This is a genomic window from Corynebacterium sp. HMSC076G08 (assembly GCF_001811515.1).
Taxonomy (GTDB): domain Bacteria; phylum Actinomycetota; class Actinomycetes; order Mycobacteriales; family Mycobacteriaceae; genus Corynebacterium; species Corynebacterium hiratae.
In genome coordinates this window covers 1-16,173 of record NZ_KV805018.1, presented here as the reverse complement: position 1 = coordinate 16,173, position 16,173 = coordinate 1, and the positions used below count along the sequence as shown (strand labels likewise).

At 58.1% G+C, this 16,173-nt stretch carries 14 protein-coding genes; 7 read left to right on the top strand and 7 right to left on the bottom strand.

The genetic code is table 11. The features are described from left to right. Positions 1 to 54: 54 nt before the first annotated feature. The 3 genes from HMPREF2806_RS03535 to der are packed head-to-tail and all read left to right on the top strand — an operon-like array spanning position 55 to position 3,303. Complete coding sequence (locus tag HMPREF2806_RS03535; RefSeq protein ID WP_070516239.1) at positions 55 to 972, top strand: pseudouridine synthase; 918 nt, start codon at positions 55 to 57, stop codon at positions 970 to 972. Then, positions 972 to 1,682, top strand: coding sequence for a (d)CMP kinase (gene cmk, locus HMPREF2806_RS03530; protein ID WP_049154964.1), 711 nt, complete (start codon positions 972 to 974; stop codon positions 1,680 to 1,682). Before HMPREF2806_RS03535 ends, cmk begins: the two co-directional genes overlap by 1 nt. After that, entirely contained in the window at positions 1,675 to 3,303 is a 1,629-nt protein-coding gene (der, locus tag HMPREF2806_RS03525) for a ribosome biogenesis GTPase Der (protein WP_070516236.1), read from the top strand. Before cmk ends, der begins: the two co-directional genes overlap by 8 nt. 28 nt (positions 3,304 to 3,331) lie before the next feature. Here the strand turns inward: der and HMPREF2806_RS03520 are convergent, their stop codons facing one another. From HMPREF2806_RS03520 to HMPREF2806_RS03500, 5 genes are all read right to left on the bottom strand, one after another. Next, positions 3,332 to 3,940 carry a response regulator transcription factor gene (locus HMPREF2806_RS03520; protein WP_070516234.1) on the bottom strand — a complete coding sequence of 203 codons (609 nt, stop codon included), beginning with the start codon at positions 3,938 to 3,940 and terminating at the stop codon, positions 3,332 to 3,334. A gap of 2 nt (positions 3,941 to 3,942) precedes the next feature. Next, positions 3,943 to 5,052 carry a sensor histidine kinase gene (locus HMPREF2806_RS03515; RefSeq protein ID WP_118779490.1) on the bottom strand — a complete coding sequence of 370 codons (1,110 nt, stop codon included), beginning with the start codon at positions 5,050 to 5,052 and terminating at the stop codon, positions 3,943 to 3,945. After that, positions 5,049 to 5,846, bottom strand: a complete 798-nt coding sequence (locus tag HMPREF2806_RS03510; RefSeq protein WP_070516231.1) for an ABC transporter permease — start codon at positions 5,844 to 5,846, stop codon at positions 5,049 to 5,051. Before HMPREF2806_RS03510 ends, HMPREF2806_RS03515 begins: the two co-directional genes overlap by 4 nt. Positions 5,847 to 5,858: 12 nt before the next feature. Beyond that, complete coding sequence (locus HMPREF2806_RS03505; protein WP_158395541.1) at positions 5,859 to 6,797, bottom strand: ABC transporter ATP-binding protein; 939 nt, start codon at positions 6,795 to 6,797, stop codon at positions 5,859 to 5,861. An 87-nt stretch (positions 6,798 to 6,884) separates the two neighbouring features. Continuing rightward, positions 6,885 to 7,727, bottom strand: coding sequence for a class I SAM-dependent methyltransferase (locus HMPREF2806_RS03500; protein WP_070510777.1), 843 nt, complete (start codon positions 7,725 to 7,727; stop codon positions 6,885 to 6,887). 109 nt (positions 7,728 to 7,836) lie between these two features. Between HMPREF2806_RS03500 and HMPREF2806_RS03495 the strand changes: the two genes are divergently transcribed. Next, entirely contained in the window at positions 7,837 to 8,826 is a 990-nt protein-coding gene (locus tag HMPREF2806_RS03495) for a CE1 family esterase (RefSeq protein ID WP_082254485.1), read from the top strand. Between the two features lie 10 nt (positions 8,827 to 8,836). Here the strand turns inward: HMPREF2806_RS03495 and HMPREF2806_RS03490 are convergent, their stop codons facing one another. Further along, positions 8,837 to 9,955, bottom strand: a complete 1,119-nt coding sequence (locus HMPREF2806_RS03490) for a site-specific DNA-methyltransferase (RefSeq protein ID WP_232745245.1) — start codon at positions 9,953 to 9,955, stop codon at positions 8,837 to 8,839. Between the two features lie 663 nt (positions 9,956 to 10,618). Here HMPREF2806_RS03490 and HMPREF2806_RS03485 point away from each other — a divergent pair. The 3 genes from HMPREF2806_RS03485 to HMPREF2806_RS03475 all read left to right on the top strand — a co-directional run bounded on the left by HMPREF2806_RS03485 (position 10,619) and on the right by HMPREF2806_RS03475 (position 14,355). Next, entirely contained in the window at positions 10,619 to 10,825 is a 207-nt protein-coding gene (locus HMPREF2806_RS03485) for an antitoxin (RefSeq protein ID WP_046649242.1), read from the top strand. Positions 10,826 to 11,076: 251 nt separating this feature from the next. Next, positions 11,077 to 12,486, top strand: a complete 1,410-nt coding sequence (locus tag HMPREF2806_RS03480; protein ID WP_070516229.1) for a TetR/AcrR family transcriptional regulator — start codon at positions 11,077 to 11,079, stop codon at positions 12,484 to 12,486. A 366-nt stretch (positions 12,487 to 12,852) separates the two neighbouring features. After that, the gene (locus tag HMPREF2806_RS03475) at positions 12,853 to 14,355 is read left to right on the top strand and encodes a collagen-like protein (RefSeq protein WP_070516227.1); all 1,503 of its coding nucleotides are present in this window, start codon (positions 12,853 to 12,855) and stop codon (positions 14,353 to 14,355) included. 77 nt (positions 14,356 to 14,432) lie between these two features. Here the strand turns inward: HMPREF2806_RS03475 and HMPREF2806_RS03470 are convergent, their stop codons facing one another. After that, positions 14,433 to 16,040, bottom strand: coding sequence for a cation:proton antiporter family protein (locus HMPREF2806_RS03470; protein ID WP_070516225.1), 1,608 nt, complete (start codon positions 16,038 to 16,040; stop codon positions 14,433 to 14,435). Positions 16,041 to 16,173: the final 133 nt, after the last annotated feature.

Genomic DNA, 16,173 nt, shown 5'->3' with positions numbered 1-16,173 from the left:
CAACGGCGCGATTCCGCGCGCCGCAAATTGAAGAACTATTGAGAGGACACATCCGTGACTCCACCCGCTCGCCGCGATGGCACACCGGACAAGAAAAAGCGAGACAGCGACATGATTGTCTCGAACGCTAAGCCGGCCCGCCATCAGCACGTAAAGAAGAAGGCCACCGCCGATTCCGTCGCCCGCGACTTGGGCGCGGACTGGCTGGTAGACGGTAAAGCTAAGAAGAATTCCCAGAACCAAGGCGAACGCCTCCAGAAGGTGCTGGCCAAAGCCGGCGTTGCCTCCCGCCGCCATGCAGAGATCCTCATCGATGAGGGCCGCGTTGAGCTCAACGGCCAGGTCATCATCACCCAAGGCACCCGAGTTAACCCCAACACGGACGTGATCCGCGTCGATGGCACACGCATCAACGTCAACGAAGAAACTCAGTACTTCGTACTCAACAAGCCCCGCGGCATGCAGTCCACTATGTCGGATGACATGGGTCGTCCGTGCGTGGGCGATGTCGTAGCGGATCGGGTCGTGGCAGGCCAGCGCCTGTTTCACGTCGGGCGCCTCGATGCGGATACCGAGGGCCTTCTTTTGCTCACCAACGACGGTGAGCTGGCCAACCGCCTCATGCATCCTAAGTACGAGGTCACCAAGACCTACCTGGCCACCGTTTTGGGTGAGGCCGATAAGAGGCTGGTTCGCCAGCTGCGCGAGGGCGTTGAACTAGAAGACGGCCCGGCGAAGGCGGACTATGCGCAGATCGTGGACAAAAACCAGGGCTATTCGCTGGTGCGTCTTGAGCTGCACGAAGGCCGCAAGCACATCGTGCGCCGCATGCTGAAGGAGGCCGGCTTTCCGGTCCAGCGTCTTGTGCGCACCAAGCTCCACACCGTGCAGCTGGGCGATATGAAGCCCGGCTCCTTGCGCGCATTGAACTCCAACGAATTGACCAGCCTGTACAAGGCGGTGGGGATGTAATGATTTCAAACATGCCAAACCAGGGACTCGTTCTGGCCGTGGATGGCCCGTCGGGCACCGGGAAGTCCACGACCTGCCGCGCGTTGGCCAAGCGCCTCGACGCGAAGTATGTCGATACCGGCGCCATGTACCGCGTGGCTACCCTTGCCGTGCTGCGCGCGGGCGTGGACCCAGCGGATACCGACGCTGTCATCGCCGCAACCGCAAACCTGCCTCTGGAGGTCTCCGATGATCCGGATTCCACTCAGGTCATCTTTGCCGGCGAGGACGTCTCCCGCGTGATCCGCGAGGACGAGGTAACCCGCAACGTGTCGGCAGTATCTGCCATCCCGGAGGTACGCCAGAACCTCGTGGAGCTGCAGCGGAACCTTGCCGCGAAGGCACACCGTGCCATTGTGGAGGGTCGCGATATCGGCACCGTGGTGCTCGCTGACGCTCCCGCTAAGGCCTTCATGACGGCCAGCGCCGAGGTCCGCGCGCAGCGCCGCCACGATCAGAACCGTGCGGCGGGCATCGATTCGGATTTTGACACCGTGCTTGCCGACGTCGAGCGGCGCGACGCTGCGGACTCCTCCCGTGCCACCTCGCCGCTGCGCCCAGCCGAGGACGCCGTGCTCGTGGATACCTCTGAGATGACCCCAGACGAGGTCCTCGATGCCCTCATCGCCGTCGTCGAAGAATCGGCCGCAAAGGAGGCCTCACATGACTAATGGACCGCAGAACCCAAACGTGAACCCCGAACAGCAGCCGGAAGAATTCGAGACGGAATTTCATTACCCGGTAGGCAAACTCGAAGAAGAGGTCGTGCGTGATCCGCACGGCGGGTGGGCGCAGAAGGATTTCGATTCTGAGGACTTCGACTATGAATTCGATGAGTCGGAATTCGACGACTCCGAGTTCGGCGAAGCCGATTTCGGCGAGGATGAAGATATCGCCGAAGGTGAGAGCCCGCTCAGCGAAGAAGAGTGGGAGGCGCTATCTCACGCCTTTGGCGTGGGCGAGGAGCACACGGAGGAAAACCTCTGCACGGTGGCCGTGGTCGGCCGCCCAAACGTGGGCAAATCCTCCCTGGTGAACCGGTTCCTCGGTCGCCGTGAAGCGGTGGTGGAGGACCACCCGGGCGTAACGCGTGATCGCGTCTCCTACGTGGCGGATTGGAACGGCCAGCGCTTCTTCGTTCAGGACACCGGTGGCTGGGATCCGAACGTCAAGGGCATCCACGCCGCTATCGCGCGCCAGGCAGAACAGGCCATGGAGACTGCCGACGTTATCGTGTTTGTCGTGGACACCAAGGTAGGCATCACTGAAACCGATGCGGTCATGGCCCGGAAGCTGCAGCGCTCTGAGGTGCCCGTCATCCTCGTCTCCAACAAGTTCGATTCGGAAACCATGTACGCAGACATGGCTGAGTTCTACGCGCTGGGCTTGGGCGATCCGTGGCCCGTCTCCGCCCAGCATGGCCGGGGCGGCGCCGACGTCCTGGATGAGATCCTGCGTTTGTTCCCGGAAGAGCCGCGCCATTCTTCGATTACCTCGGGGCCTCGCCGCGTGGCGCTGGTGGGCAAGCCGAACGTGGGCAAGTCCTCGCTTCTGAATAAGCTGACGGCGGAGGAGCGCTCCGTCGTGGACAATGCCGCCGGCACGACGGTCGACCCGGTTGACTCCTTGGTGCAGCTAGATCAGCGCCTGTGGAAATTCATTGATACTGCGGGCCTGCGCAAGAAGGTTAAGAACGCGCAGGGCCATGAGTACTACGCTTCGCTGCGCACGCGCGGCGTGATTGATGCTGCCGAGGTATGCATCATGCTTATCGACGCTTCCCAGGAAGTCTCCGAGCAGGATCAGCGCGTCCTCAACATGATTCTGGAAGCCGGTAAGGCCCTGGTCATCGCCTTCAATAAGTGGGACCTTGTGGACGAGGATCGCCGCTACTACTTGGAGCGCGAAATCGATGAGAACTTGCGTCACCTGCCGTGGGTGACCCGCGTGAATATCTCGGCGGAGACTGGCCGCGCCCTGCAGAAGCTAGAGCCTGCCATGATTGAGGCTCTCGAGAGCTGGGACCAGCGCGTGTCTACTGGTCAGCTCAACAACTGGATGCGTGAGGCGATTGCTGCGAACCCGCCGCCGATGAACAACAATCGCCTCCCGCGCGTGCTGTTCGCTACCCAGGCCTCGACACAGCCGCCGACCATCGTGCTGTTTACCACTGGATTCTTGGATGCGGGCTACCGCCGTTACCTGGAGCGCAAATTCCGTGAGCGCTTCGGTTTCCATGGCTCGCCCGTGCGCATCGCGGTGCGCGTGCGCGAGCGCCGTCAACGCCGATAGCTAGTGTGGGCTGAGAGCACGCAAGCGTCTAGATCCAGCCGTTTGCCTCGGCGCGCCGCGCGGCCTCAAATCGGTTACTTGCCTGTGTTTTCGTCATGATGGCCGAAACGTGGTTGCGCACCGTACCTCCACTGAGATGGAGGTGTGCTGCGATATCGGCGGAGCCGAGGCCGCGAACCAGTAGGCGGCACACCTCGACTTCCCGTTCGCTCAGCGGGTTGTCGGGAGTAAAGAGTATGTCCTGAGCAAGCTGCGGATCGATGACACGCAGACCCGAGTGGACGCGGCGGATGGCATCGGCGAGTTCCTCCGGGGGAGTGTCTTTGACGAGGAAGCCATCGACGCCCGCGTTGAGGGCGCGTTTGACGTAACCGGGACGGCCAAACGTGGTGACGATGAGGCTGCGGCAGTGAGTGCCGGCGATCGACTTTGCGGCATCGATACCGTTCATTCCAGGCATCTCAATGTCGAGTAGAGCGACGTCTACCTGATGCTCAGCAACGAGTGCGGCGACCTCGGCTCCGGTGGAACACTCGGCAACGACGTCGATGTCAGGTTCGGTACTCAGCAAAGCGGTGAGAGCGCCCCGGACCAGGGATTGGTCTTCGGCGATGAGTACGCGGATGTGTTCGCTCATAACTATCGCACCTGTTGAATCAGCCGGTGGCCGTCCAAGGCGAGGAGGACCGTGGTCACACCTTCGGCACGCTGAGTAATGACCTCGCCACCGACAGCTTCTGCACGGTGGCGAAGGCCGGCAAGACCCGTGAGGCCGTCGGCAAGCGCCTGCGTGGCATCCTCCGTGAATCCGTTGCCGTTGTCCGTGACCTGGAGGGAATCTTCAGTGAGAATCACCCAGCACTGCGTGGCACCCGAATGACGTACAACGTTGGTGGTGAGCTCGCGCAGTGCCCACGAGAACAGATCTTCATGAGCCCGTGGCTGGGTGAGAGTCTCAGGAAGGTGAGCTTGGATTCCGGCGGTTTCCAGAATGCGCCGCGCGGCTTGAATTTCGCCAGCAAAGGTGGGGTTCTTCATGCGAGTAACAGTGGAGCGGACCTCGGCAAGGGATAACCGAGACAGCGAACTAATCTCCTCGAGCTCGGCAGCGGCCTTGGTAGGGTCGCGGTCGATGAGCCGGCGGGCCACTTCGGCCTTGAGATTGATAGCCGTCAGGGTATGGCCAAGAAGATCGTGGATATCGGAGGCAATGTCCTCTCGTTGCTGAGACAGATCTAGGTCGTGGCGTAAAGCTGTCTCGGTGTCTTCGCGCTGGGAGAGGGCACCGAGCGCCAAAATAAGGAGGGGCCACCCGAAGAGAATGATTGCGAGGTCAACGAAGCGCGGGCGATCGAACAACCAGACAGGGATACTAGCTAGGATTCCAGTGACCGTGATGATCACGGCTGCGATTTTGAGAGGCAAAGTGAAGGCTACCAAGGCCCCGAGGTAGGGCACGAAGACCACAATCCAGGCGCCGTGAGAAGGGACGGCGGCAAGCGCGATCAGCGCGAGAATAACCCACCGGATAGCTACTCGATGGTTATGGGACCACCCACGTGGATAGTCGTGCACCGTACCGAAAGAGACAAGGTAAGCAGCACAAAACACCGCGGTGATAATAACCGCCCAGGTTCGCTGGGCGGTGGAATAGCTGGGCTGGAGGAGGATCTGCAGCAGCACCGGTAGGAGAAAGATGAGCCAGACAGCGGCGAAAGCAGCGTCACGCGGTCTGAAGTTCCGCATCATGCTCGCTCCTTGTCGCGCTTGTGCAAAAGCAGGCATAGCCCGACGAACACCACCGTCCATACAGCGATATTAACGTATGCGTACCAGATCGGGTCCTCAATGAAGAGGCGTTCGCCATTGATCATCTGGGAGCCTTCAGAAAGAGGCCAACGGGCAAGCGCTTGCGCGCCATACATTGGGGTGAAGCGACCTACCTCCAACAGCGATTCCTTCAGCGGCATGAATACGTTCCCGGCAAACGCAAGTATGACGATGGTCGAGGTCGCTACGGAGACGGTGTTTTCCGAGGGAATGAGCATAGCGCAGGCCATGCCGTAGAAGCCGAAGGGAATGGCGCAGACAACAGTTATGAGAAAAGCTAGCGTCCACTGGTCCGGCTGCATGGACGCCTTTGTCAGCCCACCGGTAATGAAGACAGCGGCAATGGGCAGGATGGCACGAACCGAGATGTTGAGAAAGTTGGCAACGGCTAGCTGGGAAGACCGAAGGGGAGTCAACGCTAGTTGGCGGCCCCAACCCGCGCGATTCTCTGCGACCATAGATCCGGCTGCACCCACAGCGCCAGTGGCTCCTGCATAGAGCGCCATGCCGATCATGACCAGTGCGGCGACATTCCCACCGTTGAATTCGATGTCGCCGTACTCTTGCATCGCGCCAAAGAGGATATAGAAAATGATTGGCAGGCCGATGCTGAAAAAGAGCGTGGGCAGGTCTCGGCGCAGACGTTTAAGGTCGTGGGCCGCGTAGTTGAGGGTTGTCCCGAGCGTGGGAGTTACGGCATTGTTGATGCTCATCGTGGGGTCTCCTTATGGGGTAGTCGTGTCGGGGGAAGCGTTAGAGAGCTCCATAAAGGAGTCTTCGAGGCTATGGCCAGAAATTGTGATGTCCCGGGCCGTGGTTTCGGTGAGTAAGTAGCGAGCAAGTGCATCAGAGTCTCGGGTCGTGATGGACAGACCGGTGTCTGTGTGCTCTTGATACAGCACTCCTGGGAAAGACTCGGTCTCGAGGTTGTCCGGGATGCCGTTGGGGAAGCTGGCACGGATGGTACGGGTGGCGTTTGCATTGCGGATCTCCTCGGTAGATCCATCAGCTTGAATCTCGCCCCTGTTGAGCATGATGATGCGTTGGGCAAACGTATCGGCCTCTTCGAGATAGTGAGTGGTGAGAAGAATCGTTCGCCCAGCGCTTGCCTCCTCGTGCATGGCCTCCCAAAAATGACGGCGGGCGCCGGCGTCCATGCCTGCGGTTGGTTCGTCGAGAAGCAGCACTTCCGGATCTCCCAACAAGGCCAGCCCGAAGCGCAGACGTTGTTGCTCGCCGCCAGAGCACTTGCCCACCCGACGCGAGAGGATAGAGCCCAAGTTGGCGCGCTCGATGATCTCCTTATAGGGGCGGTGGACGGGAAACGCGGCACCGAGAAGCTCAAGGGTTTCCTTCACGGTTATCTCCGGTAATAAGCCGCCAGTTTGCATGACGGCACCGATACGCCCACTTTTAGAGGCATGAGATGGAGAGGCGCCAAGCACACTAATAGACCCTGAGGTTGGGGTGGTCAGTCCCAGGATGAGGTCAAGCAGCGTGGTCTTGCCGGCGCCATTGGTGCCTAAGAGGCCGACGATTTCACCTTGCTGAATGCTAAAAGAGACGTCGTGAAGCGCGCGCACAGGGTTGCGGGAGGAGGCGTTGAAGGTCTTGCTTACACCGGTGACGTCGATTGCTGGTGGGGTGGTACGTGTCGTGCTCATACCTTCACGCTATGGCGCGAAGGTTTTCGCAGCGTAGACAGGGTGTCACGAATCCGGGATGACAGTTGTCATGGTTGACGGAGGTGGCTACTCACTTGAGCGCGCCAGCACGAAAGCATCAGTTCGGTACGGAATACGCAGGACCTGGCCGGGCTTAAAACCCATGTGCTCATAGAGGTACCAATTGAGGTTGTAGGTCATGCGCTCGTGGATTTTTTCCCCATTGCGAAGCCAATACGAGCGAGTATGCATTAGCTCATGCAGGTCCTCAGGGGCGAGCTCGTGTTCCCACGTAAGGCGCAGCTCCTCACGCAGTGTCCACGGCGCGGTAAAGGATGGGTAAAAGCCGGGACGGTGGACATCACCGGAGTGCATGATGCGGGAAAGACGCAGGATCCACGGGTCTGCATTGACGTCAAGGGTGTTCCATACCAAAAGGACCTTGCCACCCGGCCGAAGGATTCGGTCGAATTCTGCACATGCCTGGTCGACGTCGACCCAATGCCAGGTTTGCGCGCAGGTGAGGGCATCAAGGGAGGAGCTGGCGAGCGCTGTGTTCTCGGCGGTGGCGCGCCAGCACGGCACTCCGAGCCGGCGCAGGACACGCGTCATGTCGGGGGATGGATCGCTGGCATAGACGACGGAATTGGTCAGGGATTCAGTGAGCTTGCCGGTTCCTGCACCAACATCGAGAACTGTGTGTGCAGAAGCGATGAGCTGCGACACTTCGCGTGGGTAACCAGGGCGCACGTCATGGTAGGTCTCCGCGCCTTCGCTAAAAGCTTGCGCGGAATGCCTGCGTCGTTGGGCAGTGCCGAAGCTGGGCGCCTCCTTCCCCGAAGCCCGACGGTAGCTGGGGTAGTGCTCGGGCAGAGGGTGAGCGGGAGAGGCGCTGGAGGAAACAGATGGTTCGGAAGGCGAAGAGCACATGATGCTTCCAAACTTACCGTGGCGCTGCGGGTTCGTAGATGTCGGTGCGATGTTTTAAGGTGGACGAGGATTTATTGGCGCGCAGAAGTGAGAGTGTTGAGGGGGAACAATGGGTAAAACGTCTACAGCATGGCCGCGCCCAGTGCACACGCTCGTCGGTCTAGCGGCCAGCGCTGTCTGCGCGCTAGCGTTGGCGTCGTGTGGAACATCCCAGGAAGCCCCGACATCCCCGACACCTGAAGCAGCATGGACAAATGATCTCGGTATCCCGGTAGCGCCCATGCTCGTCGGCCCTGAGCCGGGGCACACAAAGAAGATGAAGCTAGCCTCTGGGCGCAGTTTCCTACTTCACGTGCCTGAGAATTACACCCCGGAGCGCGCGTGGCCGGTGCTGCTTTCTTTCCACGGGTATACGGATTCGCCTGAAAATATGGAGAAGTACAGCCAGTTTGATGCTGCTGATGCCATCGTGGCTTACCCTGCTGGGGAGAAGGCGGCGTGGGCCCCAGCACCTTACGCAGTGACGAGCGCGGAAGAAGACCTCGACTTTGTGCGCACAATTGTGGATAGCCTGCGGGCCACTTATGAGGTGGACGACAATGCCATTTTCGCGGCTGGATTGTCTAATGGCGGAGGGTTTGCGGCCTTCTTGGCGTGCCGGATGCCAGGGACTTTTCGTTCAGTAGCTACCGTGTCAGCTGCATACTACGAAGGAATCCATACGGACTGTTCTGATCGACCGGTAGGCCGTTTGGACATTCACGGAACTAAGGATCCCGTGGTCAACTATGAAGGCGGTGTGCGTCATGGCACGGCTTATTCTTCCGTTGCAGAGGTGCTCGGGCAGCATCAGAAACGCAACAAGTGCCGCGGCGACGTCGAGTCGGTACGCCTCACAAACGGTGCGACCAGAGAGACGTGGACCGGGTGCCAGGCTCCGCTTCAGCACATCCGCATTGAGGGGGGATCGCACGTGTGGCCGGGTGGTAACAACTCTACGAAAATTGAGGTGGGAGAAGGCTTCGCCACCGATGCGGTGCTAGATTTCTTCGGAATCCCTGGCAGGCCCGAAGGCACAGAAGAGCATAATGTGGCCTAGAGCCGGGCTATCACCTCAAGGTGAAATGCGCACAAGGAGTATCGAGGGAGCGAACCCGCGCTAGACAGATATCCGCGACCGTTTCAAAACCCGCGTGGCGCGCGGCACTAGACGGCTCGGTGGGGTGGGGTATTTGGACCAAGTGGAATGAGCGTTGACCGTTATCCTCGCGGTTGAGCTCAACGACGGCTTGGGCAGTGGTTCCTGAGCCTGCAAAGAAATCAAGGACTACCGCGTCCGTGCCGCCGGTGATGGACAGTAGATGCTTGATGAGGCGCACAGGTTTGGGGAAGTCGAAGACTCCCGTGACACCAAGTGCTTCTTCGGCGTCACGACGGCCTGTTCGAGTGACCCCAAAACGTTCCCCATCGAGAATGGAACGGGGACGCGCACCCTTCTTTTCGTAGTTCTTGGTGTAGACAAAGCCGCGCCGAAAGACCAGCTCCTCATAATGCTCAGCGACCTTGTCTTTACCCCAACGCCACCGCGCGACGCCCGACTTGCCCTCCGGCTGGTGCGGCCAATATTCGTGGCCATTGGGGCCAACGATGGGAAAGTCGAGGCTTGGTAAGTATCCCAAGGTCTTAGAATCCAACCGCACGAGTGAATAATTCCCTTTCTCATCGCTGTGGTTATAGCGGGTTGAAGTGTGCGCTTCCAAGTCCAGGTTGAATCCGGCATTTGACGGTGACTTGGCATAACAAAGGATGTACTCGTGCTCGAGAACCGCATATTTGGAATCATTCTTGCCTGTCCCGCCCTTCTTCCAAATGAATTGCCCGGCGAAGCAGTCCTCACCGAAAACCTCGTTGAGTAGTAGGCGCAGGTGAGCGCTTTCTGACTCACCGATAGACACGATGATAAAGCCGGTATCGGCGAGCACCTCACGAGCCAGGATCAAGCGTGGCAACATCATAGAAAGCCAGTCGGCATGCCACTGCCCAAAGTGCTCTGAGCGCATTTCTCGGCGTTGGCGGAAATTATCGCGGTAGACAAAATCTTTGCCGGTGTTATAGGGCGGATCAATGTAGATGATGTCCGCTCGCATCCCCTGTGCAATGAAATCCTTCAAGGCGTCGAGATTATCCGCCACCGTCACGCTGTTGGGGGCCGAATGAGGACCGCTCATCAGTGTTCTTGTGCGAGTGGCCTTGTTCGTGGCCTGCGCCGCAGCCGCCTCCTTACCCGGCCACACAAGGCCAAAGACTGATCCGCCTTGGGGGACTGAAGGAGTGTGTAGCTCAGAGGAAGGCAGCTCTTCAGAGAGCTGAGCGGCAAATTGGTGTGCGGAATGAGAATGAAAGGAAGGCATTGTGGTGCGCCGAGGTTTCGACTTCGATCTTTAAAGGTAAGTGAGCGGTCAATGACGTTGTACAGCATGTGCCGCGCGACGCGGCAAGAATGAGCACATGTGAATTGTGGCCCAGAGTACAAGGGTTCACAAATGAGAGAGTGGCGGCACGCGCCAAGTTGTTGAACGAAAAGGGGTAACCGGAGGGGGTAGACTTTAAGAACGATTCTGAGAACTCTCAGTGTGTGAAAGCCTTCCTTTAACTCGTGCTCTAGATGTATAACGATTTATAACGTTTGTGGCGAAGAGTACGGCTCGTCGGTACGGTGGGGTGACGTGATGGCGCTCAGCTTGAATGTGGCGACCGTAGTGCACGTGCTTGTTGCGCGGGGAGCCGGCTAACGTCTCCCACTGTTGCCGGCATTACGCAGTATTCGGCACATTCGAGCCGTGAGGGTCACCACTGTTAGGGCAGTATTTACTTAAGGAAGGAACAAAGTAATGGGTATTTTTGACAAGGCAAAGGATGCTCTGAACTCCGATAAGGGCGAGCAGATTTCGGATAGCGCACTGGATAAGGGTGCAGATTTTGCTAAGGGCAAGCTGGGTGAGGACAAGGCGGATAAGATTGACTCCGCTCGCGACCAGCTCGATGAGCGCATTGGCAACCAGGGCGCTGAGGCTCCCCAGGGGGATGAGCAGAAGTAAAGCGATTGTCGCGCTTGGTTCCGAACCACATCAAGGTTCTGGCGTTGTGTGACACGTAGCCTGAACGCTCAGGTGTCCCGTCCGCATAGCGGGCGGGACTGTATAAGTTTTACAGCAACGTATACTTTGAATTTGGGGTGACGGGGGTGGATTGTCTTGCAGTGCGGGCGAAAGCTTAAGAAAACCTGTGTATATTCCTATCCTTTGTTTATGGGCCTAAAAGTGATTGTTTCCTAGGTAAGCTGAATTCTGTGATTACTTCAGTAGGTGTGGAACAAGGTAACCAACCCTCGCGCCAGCTCCTTATTGAGCAGGCCGGTCGGGTTATTGCCAAAGCGGGCATTGATGAGGTGCGCCTCCGGGAGGTGGCCGATCAAGTGGATGTTCCGCTAGCGGAAGCCCAAGAGCTCTTTGCCTCTGAAGCTGAGCTTGTAAAGGAAACCAAGCGCACCCTGAACGAGGCGCTTACCTCACTCGTTGATCTGCATCTCCAGCGTTTGCCTGAGAATGCGACGGCCGTGGATAAGCTTCGCGCCACGGCGCTGGCGTATTTCTCCTTCGCAGTGGAGGATCCTTCTGCCTTTGCGGCATTTTCTGCGGTTCACGCTACTCCTCGGGTAGGCGTTACCGCAGAGGACTTTGTTAATCCTGATGGGGATGTCGAAAAATGTCCTATCATGCAGATTCTTTTTGAGTTGACCGAGGAGGCTATCAAGGAATCTGGCGGAGTGGATCCCGATGTTGATGGGACTTTGTTGTCGGCGCTGTCGATTTTTTCCCACCTACACGGCGTGACGCAACTGGCAGCTGAAGGAATCCTGCGTTACCTGTCGCCGGCAGCGAAAAAACAGACATTCGGCGCTGTTATGGACACCCTGAGCGTCGGCCTCTACCCATTCTTTAGGGGAGAGCGCGTCGAGCGCACTATTCCTTATGGCTTGGTGGGAGAGCAGCCGGAGGCGTTGATAGCAAAGGCCAAGGATTACCCACGGGGAACCGAGGATGAACAGCGTACGGCGTTGCTGCGTGGTGCTATTGAGGAGGCGCTTGACCACGGCGTTACCGGTCTTCATATCGGTGGTGCTGCGAAGCGGGCGGGCCTTAGTGTGCAGGAAGCTGAGCACCTGATTGAAAGCGATCAAGAGCTGGCCAGCTTCCTTGAGCGGTATTTGGACAAGGTCAACTATGAGTTCATTTTCCGGCAGGTAGCTGCGCTTCCGGAAGACGCTAAAGTAATGTCCAAGATTAAGGCCACCGGGTACGGCTACGTCTCGCATGCGCTGGCTGATCCGAAGGGCTTTGAAGCTCTCATCAAGATCGCGTCTGGGCCGATTGTTCCGATGTCCTTCGAGGACGACTTCTTGCCGAACGCGAACAAAGCGGTTGAGCTTCAACGTGACTTTAGCGAATTCGGGCGGGCTTTTGGCTTCATTATGTCTCTCATGCGTGAGGCAATCGATGAAGTTGACGGGCCGCGCACTCCGTGGGTTCTTTTCACCTTGGTAATTTCCGTGTGGGCGGGCGCTCATGGTCTAGCCATGCTGAGTACCAAGGGTCCCTTGCGTGGGTTTGATTCTGACTATATTTTCGAGATTCTCACCCACTATATGGACATTGAATTTGGTGGCATCATGCGCAGTCTTAGTGGAACGACTGACTAATGCAGCAACGTAACTGAGGATTGCCTCTTGGCGCGTCATTGTCGCCGTTTCTCTACCCGCTTTCTTAATGTGAAAGCGGGAAGTTCGTTCTATTGGCACCTGGGGAGGGCTGGGGTGTCGGCGGCTAAACTCGGCGTCTATCGCAAGTTACCCGTTGGTGATGGGGGTAATATAATCGTATTGTCAACGATGTTGACGCTGTGAACTGCACTGATGCTGAACTGGGGGTTTCCAAACGGGGGTAACGAATAGTTACTCAAATGTAGAAAATATATTTCGACGGTTGTATGGTGACCACGTCCAAACCTTAAGCACTTAGCTCACTGTGTTAAGTGTGTGCTCATCGACTTGCAAGAAAGACTTCGCATGCGTTCCCTACACTCTCGCATCGTTGCCACCGCAGTGGCCGTAGCAACCTTTTCTTCCGTTATTGTCGCCCCGCAGACCTTCGCCGTTGAGGAGCCGAGCGATACGTCTTTTGTCCACGAACAGTCCGGCGCTGACACTGTCGACGTCAATGGCACCGCCTTCGACGAAGACGGCAACCTGATCGATTCAAACAACGCTGGCGACAACACCATTGAGGAGTTGGAGCGTGAATCCCGAGACAACGACTTTGGCTTCTACGGCGCGGAAAACGGCAAGCCAACGACACTCGATGAGCTGGAAACCGCCGAGGCATCGACGGCTGACGCGACTATCAAGGTCGTAGAGAAGAACGGCAAATTGGTGTGTGAGATCACCGATGCCCCAGGCAAAGAAGGCGAGATTCTCGAGCGCAAGCTGGACCTTGCACGGGCTTTCTACGACGGTGGAAACAAGCTGCTCCAGACGGTGTGGGAAGTAATCCCAGTCGTCGGTGAACTTGTGCCTTCTGACTTCATCAAGAAGATTGGCGCAAGCTCGTGGGAGGGAATTGCCAAACTTGTTCGTGATGGTGAGGCAAACAAGGACGTCACCTGGGATCTCGCACGCGCGCAAGGCATGGCCATCGCCAAGATTGATAACGCTGATGCAGAGGTGGACTTAAAGAATCCAGATGCCGCCAAGAAGACCGTTTCTGGCCTCATCAAGTTTGCTGACGGTGCTTTTGGCACCGGTGTGGCCACCGTTCTGAAGATCTTCAATGCCGCTGTCACCATCGCAGGTCTTTTCCCAGGTGCCAGCGCGGCCAAGGATTTGAAATTGAGCGAGACCCAGAAAAAGGAGATCGAGTCTACGCTCTCAGGCATTTCGGCTTCCGCTTCTGCGCTCGCGGAGATTAACGCACCGGCAGGCCAGAAGTGTGCGGATATGCTCAATGGCAAGAAGGTAAGCAACGACAAGCCCGCTTCTCCTTCGACGTCTAATACCACTGAGCCTTCAGAATCCCCCGCGTCTTCTGAGCCGTCTAGCTCAGTAACGCCGAGCCCTTCTGAGACCACCGAGCCCGAGGAATCGGAGTCTGAGACGCCTACGACGACCGAACCCTCGACTTCTACCACCGACGGTGCTGAGGCTCAGGACGGCAAAGACGGTAAGGACGGTGAACCAGGCCGCGATGGAAAAGACGGTAAGGATGGTATCGACGGCAAGGATGGCCGCGACGGTGCCAACGGTGCACCGGGCGCACCCGGCCGCGATGGCGTCGATGGCCAGGACGGGCGCGACGGTCTTAACGGTCTAAATGGCCGCGACGGCGCTGACGGGAAGGATGGCAAAGACGGTCAAGACGGAAAGGACGTCGATTCCTCCTCCATGGCTGGCTACACATTCCTCGCAGCTATCCTCGGTGGCGGTCTCGTCGTTTCTATTCTGGGCGCGATGGATTACCTCTACCTTTTGGGCTACCTGCCCAAGGAGGGGATCCCGTGGCGTGCTAACAGCTAAGCACCCATTGGACGCTGAGTCCGGACACAGGAGCCGGTCTCAGCAGGGAGCGGGCTGGATGCCGCGGAGGACGTTTTCTAAAGCTCGCCCTCGTTGCGCAAGTGCCGTAGCTGATTCTCCGTAAAAGTTCGCTCCGCTAGGGATTCGCCGGCACCGTCCTGCAAGTGCACAACGACACTGAGCCCGAGCTCCTGCAGGTCCTCGACGTCTTCACGGTACATGGCCACCGAACTGATGGTGCATTCTTCGGTATTGATGCGGGAAGCGTAGATTTCCTTGACGGCGTCTACGTTCGCGTGCTGGGCCGGCATGGCGAGCATAATCATATCGATCTGGTGGCTGTCCTTGACGCGCTCCCAGAAGTCGATATCTGTTGCATCGCCCTCCACGACGTTGTAGCCACTCTCTTGGAGATGGCGAACTCGTGCTGGATCGTGTTCCACTCCCAAAACATTGGCGCCGTAGACGTCGACGAGCTCCTTGTAACAGGAAAGGCCGAGCCGTCCTACGCCGAGGACGAGCGCATGGGCGTCGCCAAGCTCGATGGGGCGATCCTCCGGGTGAATCTTGTGCGGTGGGCGGGCCGGCAGTCGCTTGGCTAGGTGTGTAGCTCGCGAGACGTTTTGTGGGTTGAGGATTGCCGAGATGACAAAGCTCAACGAAACAGCGAGCACGAGTGACAGCAGCCAGCGCTGGTTGAGCCAGCCGTCCTGTACTCCCACAGCGGCAATGATAAGGGCGAACTCAGAGTAATTCGCCAGCAACAGGGAAGCAAGGACAGAAGTGCGGTTGCGCAGTCCCAACATCCACAGGATTGCCCAGTAAGCGAGGCCCTGGATGGGCAAAAGCAGCAGGAGCAACCCGGCGTCGACGATGTTGTGCCACGTTGGTAGGCCCAGGAAACCGATGTTGACGAAAAAGCCAACCAGCAGCAGTTCTTTGAGGGTAAACAGTGAATGGCTGAGCTGTTCTGCGCCAGGGGAGCGGGAGAGCACCACGCCCATGATGAGCGCGCCGAGGCTTCCGGAGAGGCCGACCCACTCGAAGAGAGCATAACCAGGCAGCAGCGCCATGACGATGCCAAAGAGCGCGCCCAGCTCACCGTGCCCGAGCTTGTACCAGCGGCGAGTAGTCAGCGCTAGCAGCGGGACGATGAGGACAAGCAACACGGCCGCTAAGCTTGGCGGCTCTCCCCGCAGGATGCTCATGAAGACGACAGCGATGATGTCCTGCATGATGAGGACGCCGATGCAGATATTGCCGTAGAGGGCTTGTTCATCGCCGCGGTCTTGCAAGATTTTGACGACCACGATGGTGCTGGAAAAACTCAGCACGAGGGCGACGTTGACCGCTATCGAAAAACTGGTCGGACCGAATGCGCCGAGTGCGCCGAGAGCCGTGATAAAACCCATGCCGAGGAGGGTCATCACGAGCACGTGGGCGGTGGCGGTAAGCCAGACAGCCTTGTCGGTCAAGGCCCTCAGATCGAGGCGCAACCCGATTGCAAAAAGCATCAGCGTGACACCGATGTCGGCGAAAAGATCTAACGCTTCAACGTGCTCGATACCCCCGGCATTGAGCGCGAAGCCAGCGACGAGAAACCCGATGAGAGGCGGCAATCGCACCGCCCACGCAACGAGGCCGCAGCCAAACACCACTGCGAGGTAGATCAATAACAATTCCATGGATTGTAATAGTGCCCTAACCCGAGCTTTGGCCAGAGTTTGAAACACTATCTACCCCATGAGGGTGAGAAACATGGAGTGGCCTTGCTTGGCGATACATTGTTCAGAAGACTGAAATGGTAGCGGTGTGGTG

Excerpts from the sequence above, each read along its gene's own strand:
- HMPREF2806_RS03485 (WP_046649242.1), top strand. The coding sequence starts at position 10,619 with ATGGGTATTTTTGACAAGGCAAAGGATGCTCTGAACTCCGATAAGGGC.
- HMPREF2806_RS03515 (WP_118779490.1), bottom strand. The coding sequence starts at position 5,052 with ATGATGCGGAACTTCAGACCGCGTGACGCTGCTTTCGCCGCTGTCTGG.
- der (WP_070516236.1), top strand. The coding sequence starts at position 1,675 with ATGACTAATGGACCGCAGAACCCAAACGTGAACCCCGAACAGCAGCCG.
- HMPREF2806_RS03475 (WP_070516227.1), top strand. The coding sequence starts at position 12,853 with ATGCGTTCCCTACACTCTCGCATCGTTGCCACCGCAGTGGCCGTAGCA.
- HMPREF2806_RS03470 (WP_070516225.1), bottom strand. The coding sequence starts at position 16,040 with ATGGAATTGTTATTGATCTACCTCGCAGTGGTGTTTGGCTGCGGCCTC.
- HMPREF2806_RS03500 (WP_070510777.1), bottom strand. The coding sequence starts at position 7,727 with ATGTGCTCTTCGCCTTCCGAACCATCTGTTTCCTCCAGCGCCTCTCCC.
- HMPREF2806_RS03510 (WP_070516231.1), bottom strand. The coding sequence starts at position 5,846 with ATGAGCATCAACAATGCCGTAACTCCCACGCTCGGGACAACCCTCAAC.
- HMPREF2806_RS03490 (WP_232745245.1), bottom strand. The coding sequence starts at position 9,955 with ATGAGCGGTCCTCATTCGGCCCCCAACAGCGTGACGGTGGCGGATAAT.
- HMPREF2806_RS03520 (WP_070516234.1), bottom strand. The coding sequence starts at position 3,940 with ATGAGCGAACACATCCGCGTACTCATCGCCGAAGACCAATCCCTGGTC.
- HMPREF2806_RS03505 (WP_158395541.1), bottom strand. The coding sequence starts at position 6,797 with ATGAGCACGACACGTACCACCCCACCAGCAATCGACGTCACCGGTGTA.
- cmk (WP_049154964.1), top strand. The coding sequence starts at position 972 with ATGATTTCAAACATGCCAAACCAGGGACTCGTTCTGGCCGTGGATGGC.
- HMPREF2806_RS03495 (WP_082254485.1), top strand. The coding sequence starts at position 7,837 with ATGGGTAAAACGTCTACAGCATGGCCGCGCCCAGTGCACACGCTCGTC.